The sequence below is a fragment of the Sphingobium sp. genome, assembly GCF_032153725.1.
Lineage (GTDB): Bacteria > Pseudomonadota > Alphaproteobacteria > Sphingomonadales > Sphingomonadaceae > Sphingobium.
Genome location: NZ_JALDYQ010000006.1, coordinates 83,918 through 91,584 on the forward strand (window position 1 = coordinate 83,918; position 7,667 = coordinate 91,584).

Annotated in this window: 6 protein-coding genes; 1 reads left to right on the forward strand and 5 read right to left on the reverse strand. The window is 59.0% G+C overall.

Annotated elements, in window-relative coordinates; all coding sequences use genetic code 11:
* Window positions 1-43: 43 nt before the first annotated feature.
* Window positions 44-2,371: a TonB-dependent receptor gene (locus tag RUH75_RS03955; RefSeq protein WP_313802385.1), complete on the reverse strand. Its 2,328-nt coding sequence runs from the start codon at window positions 2,369-2,371 to the stop codon at window positions 44-46.
* Window positions 2,372-2,959: 588 nt separating this feature from the next.
* On the opposite strand from RUH75_RS03955, the gene RUH75_RS23625 reads away from it, so the two are divergent.
* Window positions 2,960-3,442 carry a transposase family protein gene (locus RUH75_RS23625; RefSeq protein WP_409592315.1) on the forward strand — a complete coding sequence of 161 codons (483 nt, stop codon included), beginning with the start codon at window positions 2,960-2,962 and terminating at the stop codon, window positions 3,440-3,442.
* Here the strand turns inward: RUH75_RS23625 and RUH75_RS03960 are convergent.
* From RUH75_RS03960 to RUH75_RS03975, 4 genes are read right to left on the reverse strand one after another with little or no spacing between them, the layout of a single operon-like run.
* The gene (locus RUH75_RS03960; protein WP_313802387.1) at window positions 3,325-4,560 is read right to left on the reverse strand and encodes an MFS transporter; all 1,236 of its coding nucleotides are present in this window, start codon (window positions 4,558-4,560) and stop codon (window positions 3,325-3,327) included. The two genes, RUH75_RS23625 and RUH75_RS03960, sit on opposite strands and share 118 nt — an antisense overlap.
* Before the next feature lie 15 nt (window positions 4,561-4,575).
* Window positions 4,576-5,529 (reverse strand): alpha/beta fold hydrolase, encoded by a 954-nt coding sequence (locus RUH75_RS03965; RefSeq protein ID WP_313802389.1) that lies wholly within the window; start codon window positions 5,527-5,529, stop codon window positions 4,576-4,578.
* A complete protein-coding gene (locus RUH75_RS03970) occupies window positions 5,526-6,461 on the reverse strand; it encodes a hydroxymethylglutaryl-CoA lyase (protein WP_313802391.1) in 936 nt (311 codons plus the stop codon). Before RUH75_RS03970 ends, RUH75_RS03965 begins: the two co-directional genes overlap by 4 nt.
* Window positions 6,458-7,630 (reverse strand): CoA transferase, encoded by a 1,173-nt coding sequence (locus RUH75_RS03975; RefSeq protein ID WP_313802393.1) that lies wholly within the window; start codon window positions 7,628-7,630, stop codon window positions 6,458-6,460. The genes RUH75_RS03970 and RUH75_RS03975 overlap by 4 nt, the downstream gene beginning before the upstream one ends.
* Between the last annotated feature and the right edge of the window lie 37 nt (window positions 7,631-7,667).

Below are 7,667 nucleotides of genomic sequence, written 5' to 3' on the forward strand. Positions count from 1 at the left end.
AGCCCTTTGGACAGCGGCCGCGCCGTCCGGGAACTCGACCGTCTCAATTCCGCAGACTTACGGAAAGGCCGAAGGTGCGCGGCATTCCCGTGAAACGATAGGTCGTGTCGATACCGGTGGTCGTGTTGTTCCAGTAATAGGTGTTGCCGACATTCTTTACCCAGGCCGTCACCCGCCATTTGTTGTCATCCCCACCTATCCCGGCTCGCAGATCCACAAGCGTATAGGCCTTGATGGCCAGAATCGGGAGTTCGCCGAAGGCGGCATTGGTTCGGCTTTGATGGGTACCGCTCGCCCCGAGGAAGAACCGCTTGCCGTCGGCGATGGGGACCGAATATTCCGCATCGCCCGTCATCTGCCATTTCGGTGTCAGCGGATAGGATTCGCCTCCGAAATCCAGGAGCTGCGCGAAATTGGTGTAGTTGAAGAAGGGTCCCTTGATGCGGCTGTCGATATGGGTGACGCCGGTATTGATCTGAAGATTGGACACAGGCACCCATGTGACCTGCGCTTCAAAACCTTGGACGCGAGATTTCGGGATGTTGACCAGCGCATTGCCGGTCACGCCCAGGATCGTATCGAGCAGGCGCCCTCTGATCTGCTTGTCGCTATAGTCGTAATAGAACGCTGCGCCGTTGATTTGTAGCGTGCGGTCAGCCAGCGTCGCCTTGAAACCCGCTTCGTAGGCGAGCAGGGACTCTTGCGTGACGGGCGTATACGAAAACGATCTCGACGCGCCCAGCGTCGGGAAATTTCCGGCCTTATACCCTCGGCTGACATTGGCATAAAGCAGCAGCCGCGACCGCGGCTGCCAACTGAAACCGGCTCGCCAGGAGATATTGTCCTGATCCAGCTGGTTTGTCACCGTAACAGGCAGGGAGTTCGCGTCGAGCGTGACGCAGGAACCCGGCGCGATCACGATTGGTCGACCGTTGGCCGCGCTCGCAACCGTGCTCTGGACGGCCGCAAAGGTCCCATCCCCGGTATCGGCGAAACATCCCCTGAACGCGCGCTTCTGGCTGGTGTAGCGGATACCCCCCTGTACCGTCAGGCCAGAGAGAATCTCATAGTCTGCATTCGCGAAAGCCGCCCAGGTGGTGGCCTTCTGAAAATTGAGGGCGACGCTGGTCGGGAAAGGAAGGCTGGACTGTGAATGATATCCGTTGAGATAATCGTCCACTTTGTCATGCTGATAGGAACCGCCGAGAACCCATTTGAGCTTGACCATGTCTCCCGAAACGCGCGCTTCGTTGTAATAGGAATCGATGGCGCCGTGCTGAACGCCCAGGAAGTTCTGATACTGCGTCCCGTCTGCGTCCGTGGGAGAGTAGCTTTTGAAATGGCTGTAGGCGCTGATGTTCGTCAGCTTGATATCGTCGGTCAGATCATACTCAGCCCTGGCCGACCCTTGGAAGAATTTGTCGTCGTGTTGAAAATCCGCACCGGGATCCCAGTCCGCGGATCGGTCGTCGGCCGGGGCGAGCGGTGAATTCCGCACGACCGCAGGCGTTCTGGCCGGGTTGCCGTTCACAAAGATGAGCTGTGATGCCTGGCTATCCGAATGATCTTGCCATGCGTCAGCGCGAAGGCTTACCCTGAAGCGGTCATTGGGATGGATGTCGAGCATCAGTCGACCGAAGAGACGATCCACCTGGCCCAGCCCGGCATCCCGTGTCTGGCTTTTCTGCCAGTCACCTCCCTGCTCCGTGCGGACGGCTAGCCTTGCTGAGATCGTATCCGATAGGGGACCGCTGACAAAGGCCTGGGCATCCAGCCGGTTGAACCGTCCGAAGGTCACGTCACCGCCCGAGCGAAAACTGCTGGTGGGCTTGGCGGCGATATAATTGATCGCGCCGCCCGTCGAGTTTTGTCCGAACAACGTCCCCTGAGGCCCCTTCAACACCTCCACGCGTTCGACATCCAGGAAGGCCCCGCGCGTCATCGCCGAAAAGGCGAGGGGCACTTCATCGACATAGACGCTCACCGTCGGCGATGAACCTAGACTGACGTCGTAAAAGCCTATTCCTCGAAGGGTGAAGACCGGCGTGCCATAATTGCTGGTGGTGAAGTTGAAGCCCGGCACGATCTTCACCAAATCCGATGGCTGCGAAATGCCCTGCTTCACCAGCGCGTCACCGCTCAGAGCCGTGATCGAAATGGGCACCGAGTTTGCACTCTCCGCTCTTTTTTGCGCGGTAACGACGATCTCTTGAATGCCCTTATCGGAATCCACCGAACCCGAATGCTTGCCCACCTGAGCGTTATTTGATGCAGTCTGAGCTAGTAGCGGGACGCTTGACCCACTTGCCAGCAGCATTGCTGAAATCTTTACAGCATTTTTTGTTTGAATAAATTTACCTATATCACGCATATCCCCGGTCCTTTTACATATTTTTTCAAATTTTACTTTTATATTTAAAAAATATATCATTATATAAATGAATTAATACTGATGTTTCGCGGTTATATGACGAACGAATTTCTGCGCACGTTGGACGAGGCGCCCGGACTCCCATTAGCGAATCTCCGCTATCATCGTTGCAGAAGATATTTGCAGACGTCAAGCAAGCAAATTTGGCGCCGGCCTGACCGTCTTCCCCATGAATGCCATTCGTCGGAGGCTGGGCGCTGCTCAAGGGCGTTGCGATCTCGACTCTGCTCGGCGTTGGCAGCGAACCTCACCTTCACCGGCGAGAGCGATCTCGTCCACATGATCTGGCAATCCACGCGGCAGAATGTTCCCCGCGCCAGCAACCGGTCCCATCCACGTTGCACGCCAAGATCGGGCAATTGGTCGTGGAGCGGGATTTATATGTGGTATTCCCTGTCAAGCGGCTGTTGATGGCGGAGTAAAATGCCCCGGAACGGGGCGCTCCCACAGTTTCGGTGCAGGGGAGGGAAACAAACCATGAATCTCGCTGATTCATAGAGGCTCCATCATTGGGAGTCTTGCCGAACCATGCCCAAACGCCTTTTGCCGCTCGTGTCTCACGAGTTCGTTGTGGAGCAGGTCGCCACTTGCCGCGATCGCGTTGTCGTCGTCTGTCGTGCTCGCCGTCGGGCTGCTCGCTGTCCGACCTGCCGAAAAGCATCGACGAGAACGCACAGCCATTATCGGCGCTGTTATGCAGATTTGCCGTGGCAAGGTCGCCCGGTGACGATCTGCTTGCTGGTTCGCCGGATGCGATGTGCCAATGCGACTGCGGCTCGGACCGCGTCGATGTCGCGGGCGACACCTTTGGCGAACGACGAAATCAAGGTCGAGCGAGCCTTCTCGCGAGCGCACACCAAAGTCTCCCGGATGGAGGAGGACGGCGCATCCGATCAGGCCGGCTCGGTTTGGGTGCCGGCGATCGGCAGCCCCTTTTCCCGTGGCAGGGCGAGGGCCATCACTGCGCCGATGGCAGTGCCGACAGCGGCAATAACAAGAACAAGAGCGTAGGAATTATCGCCAGCGAGCCAGCCCATCCAAGCGGGGCTCAGTGCCACGCCGATGATCGAGATGCCGTACTGGACGCCGTAGATTGATCCGTAGTCTCGGAAACCGAAATACCGGGCGGTGCAATAACCCATAAGGTCAACCTCGGCTCCCAGCGCGAAGCCAAGACCGAGCGCGGTCAGAGGAGCCGCGCTCACACCGTTTGTGGATAGCGCGACTATTCCAAAGGACGTGAAGGCGAAGACGCCGGCCGCGACCGTGCGGATCGGCAATAGATCGACCAGCAATCCTATGGTCAGCCGAGCGATCACGACCGAGAGGCCGACCCAACTGATCACGGCCGCGGCATCCGCAGGCGATGCCCCGGACTGGCGCATGATCGGCACCATGTGAGCGATGAGGCCGGCCGAGGCGAGCGTCACGACACCAAAGGCTATGTTGAGTTGCCAGAAGATACGGCCTCTGCATGCTTCTCGAAAGCTGACCCCGGCCTTCGCTTCCGCGCCGGTCGCCGCGTCCGTTTGCACGGTGCCCTTCGCAAGCAGGAGCACGATAGGTGCTACGATCGCGACGGTGAGCGCTAGCGCGAGGTATCCGCCGCGCCAGCCGTGAGCCGCAATAATCTCGGCAAGGAAGCGCGGCGCGATGAACGTCGCGACACCAGTCCCGGCAAGCGTGATGCCGAGCGCGATGCCCCTTGCCTTGGTGAACCGCGCTGCGACGAGTTTGGCAAACGGAAGCGGCGAGGTGGCGGCCCCGCTTAGCGCCATGAGCGCATAAAGTGCGATGAATGCGATGGGTGAACGGGCGAAATAGGCAATGGCAAGTTGCGATAACGCCATGAGCAAGAACGAAAGACCGACGGGCCGCCGGAACCCGAAACGGTCGATCAGGAATCCGACTGCAGGGGATGCGCACGCAAGCGCCAGAGCCCAGACCGTCTGTGCAAAGGCTATCTCAGTCCGTGACCAATGTTCACCCGATTCAATCGCGCTCAGGAAGATACCAAAGCTGTAATAAGGCAACGCCGATATGCCGATCATCATGCCGAGGAGGGCGCCCAACAGGGTTCCTGCTCCCGATCGCAATTCATCAAATGCCGGTTTTCCGAGATGACGCATGGCAACCCTTATCGGTCAGGAGAAAGCGCTGGACCCCGGAACTGTCTCGAGGATCCACTTCACTATCAGGTCAGCGATCGCTTGGCTGTTGGTATCGCCCATCATCATGTGACCATTGCCGTTGATCCCATGGTCTGGGAGCCAGACGAGTTCGGCCCCGAACATGTCGGCTGTGGCTTGGTCGATATGACGGGGATGCCGAGGATCACACTCAGGGCCAACGATGAGCGTCGGGCGGCGTCCGACCAACATTGGGTCGTCGACACGAATGCCGTCGCCCGTGACGTTGAACCTCTCGTTGATGATTCGCGGGCTTTCGGGAACGACGCTTCGATAGAATGAGGCCGCCGCGCCTTCGGGCGCCGCTGGGCCGCTAAACCAATATTCCCGGACGAAATCCTCATCGACGAAGAACAGTTCGTTCACGCGCGCTTTAATCGGGAAACCGCCTTCGGCGTCCTCCTGAACACCCTCCTTCGCCTCGCCCGCAGCGTCCATCGTCGGTACGAGATTGGCCGGCGGGCCCGGTGCGACACCGATGAGACCGCCAACGAGATCATCGCAAGTCTCTGCCAGCGACCAGATCAAAGGCCCTCCGGCAGAGTGCGCAAGAAGGATCGACGGCCCGATCTGACGCAGGAACACCGCGATAGAGTCACGGACATCCCGGCTCGAGAGGGAGAGAAATTTGTCGCGCATCGGCGAGCGACCATGTCCCGGCCAATCGATCACGTATGTCTCGATCCCGGCGGCTGCGAAATCATGTGCCCATCCAGGCCGCCCATCCGGTGTGCGAAGAAAGCACGTGCCCGTGTTGCAGCCACCGTGAACCATCACGACAGGCATCGGATGACGTCGCTGGCGCGGAATTAGGACGTCTGAATAAATCGGATGTGCATCACTGCCACCGAACAGGCTCTCAACGATATACGGGATGGCGTCGCGCTGAGCAAATTTCATCAGTTTCATGCCTTGGGAAGCCCGGCACGCCGGAACTGACCGTAAGTCTGTTCATTGGGCATGGCCACGTCGATGAGTTGACGCACATCCATCAAGCGCGTCGGATCGATGCCAGTATCCAGACCCATGGTGTGGGCGAGGAACACGAGGTCCTCGAAGACGATGTTTCCGGTCGCGCCAGGCGCGAACGGGCATCCACCGAGTCCGCCGATGGAAGCGTCGAGAATGGTGACCCCTTCTTCCAGGGCCGCGGCGGCGTTGGCGAGCCCAACCCCGCGCGTGTCGTGGAAATGAAAGGCGAGCGGCACGTCGCGGAAAGCAGACCTGAACTGGCGAACGATCGTCCGGACTTCCGTTGGGCCGCCATAACCGACTGTGTCGGCGATATTGATAACCTGCGCGCCCGCTTCCAAGGCTCGCCCTGCGATATCGAGAACATCCTTTGGCTCGACGGCGGATTTTCCGGCAATGGAGCAGCCGAAGGACATCGCGATCGCAACGGCTGCGACCGGTGCGTCGACCATATCCTTCCTGAGCGCGATTGCCTCTTCGATTTCTCGAAGCGTGTCCGACCTGCTGCGATTAGCATTCGCGAGATTGTGTGCCTCGGATGCGGAGACGACGAACATGATTTCATGCGCGCCGCCTTCCAAGGCTCGCATCGCACCGCGTTTGTTGAGGACCAATGTGGACAAGCGGATCCCAGGCTTATCCATCCCGGCCGACACGATGTCCTCGATATCGGCGAATTGCGGATAGCGTTGCGCGGGAAGGTAGGATCCAACCTCGAAGTTTCGAACCCCAGCGTCGCGGGCGAGTTCGATCCACCGCTGCTTCTGGTGCGTGCTCGGAAACTGGCGGACCATCTGAAGGCCGTCACGAAGGCCAACCTCACGCAGGACGATCCGGTCGGCCGGATACAGGTCAGTAAGGTCGGTCATCCCAATGCCGCTCCCATACTCTGAGCGTTATCGCGCGAGCCAAGGGCTGGCACCGCTGTGTCGTGCGACATCGCGCGGCCATTAAATTCGATGGGAAGAGAGGGGATGCGAACAACTGTTCCGTCCGGCAGCTCGGCCGAGACCAGTCCGCCTGAGCGGAGCACATGGGGGTCATTGAGCATGTCTTCCGGTGCGCTGATTCTCGCGAACGGAATGCTTAGCGCGTCCAGTTCGGCTTCGAGACTGGACAAGGGCTTCGTCCGGAGTTGCGCAGCGATGACGGGAATCGTGCGCTCGCGGGCTGCGATCCGCTCGGAGACGGTTTGCAAGCCTGGATCGAGGAGTAGCTCTTCGAGGTCGAAAGTCTTGCAGAACGCCGTCCAGCTTGTGTCGGTCGTTACCGCGACAAAGAGACGTTCATGATCGGCGGTCTCGAAAATATCATAGACCGGCCAGGCATGCATACGCTCCGACATCGGCGGGACCGGAACGCCCGTTAGTTGATATTGGACTAAATGCTGCGCGACGATGAAGAGGCAGTTCTCGAACAGGCCAACGCGAACCTCGGCACCACCTTTTCCACTTCGCCTGTCGAGCAGAGCAGCGAGAATGCCGATCACGCCAAACAGGCCGCCCATGATGTCGTTTACGGATGCACCGGCGCGCAGCGGTCGCTCTCGGGATCCGGTCATGTAAGCAAGACCGGTCATCATTTGCACGACCTCATCGAGCGCCGGGCGATGCTCATAAGGGCCTGAGAGAAATCCCTTATGCGAGCAGATGATGAGGTCTGGATATCGGGAACGGAGCGTGGCGGCGTCTAGACCGAGCGTGGCTACGGTACCGTCCTTGAAATTCTCGATGAAAACGTCAGCACTCGATAGAAGTCTGTCGAGTTCGGCCTGGCCGGAAACTGACGACGTATCTAGCTCGATGCTTTCCTTCCCTCTGCTGAACAGCGGAAAAAAACTGATACCCATGCCCTTTAGATGGCGGGTCTTGTCGCCGCCAATCGGCTCGACCTTGATGACGTCGGCACCGAGTTGCGAGAGAACCATCCCGCAACTAGGCCCCATCACCATGTGGCTCATTTCGACCACCCGGACCCCAGAGAGCGGCAAATCTCTGGCACCTGATTTAAAAGCCGAGGTACTTCCCGCAGTGCTCATTGCAAATTCCTTGTGCGGCCTGGATCGGGGGGGGGGG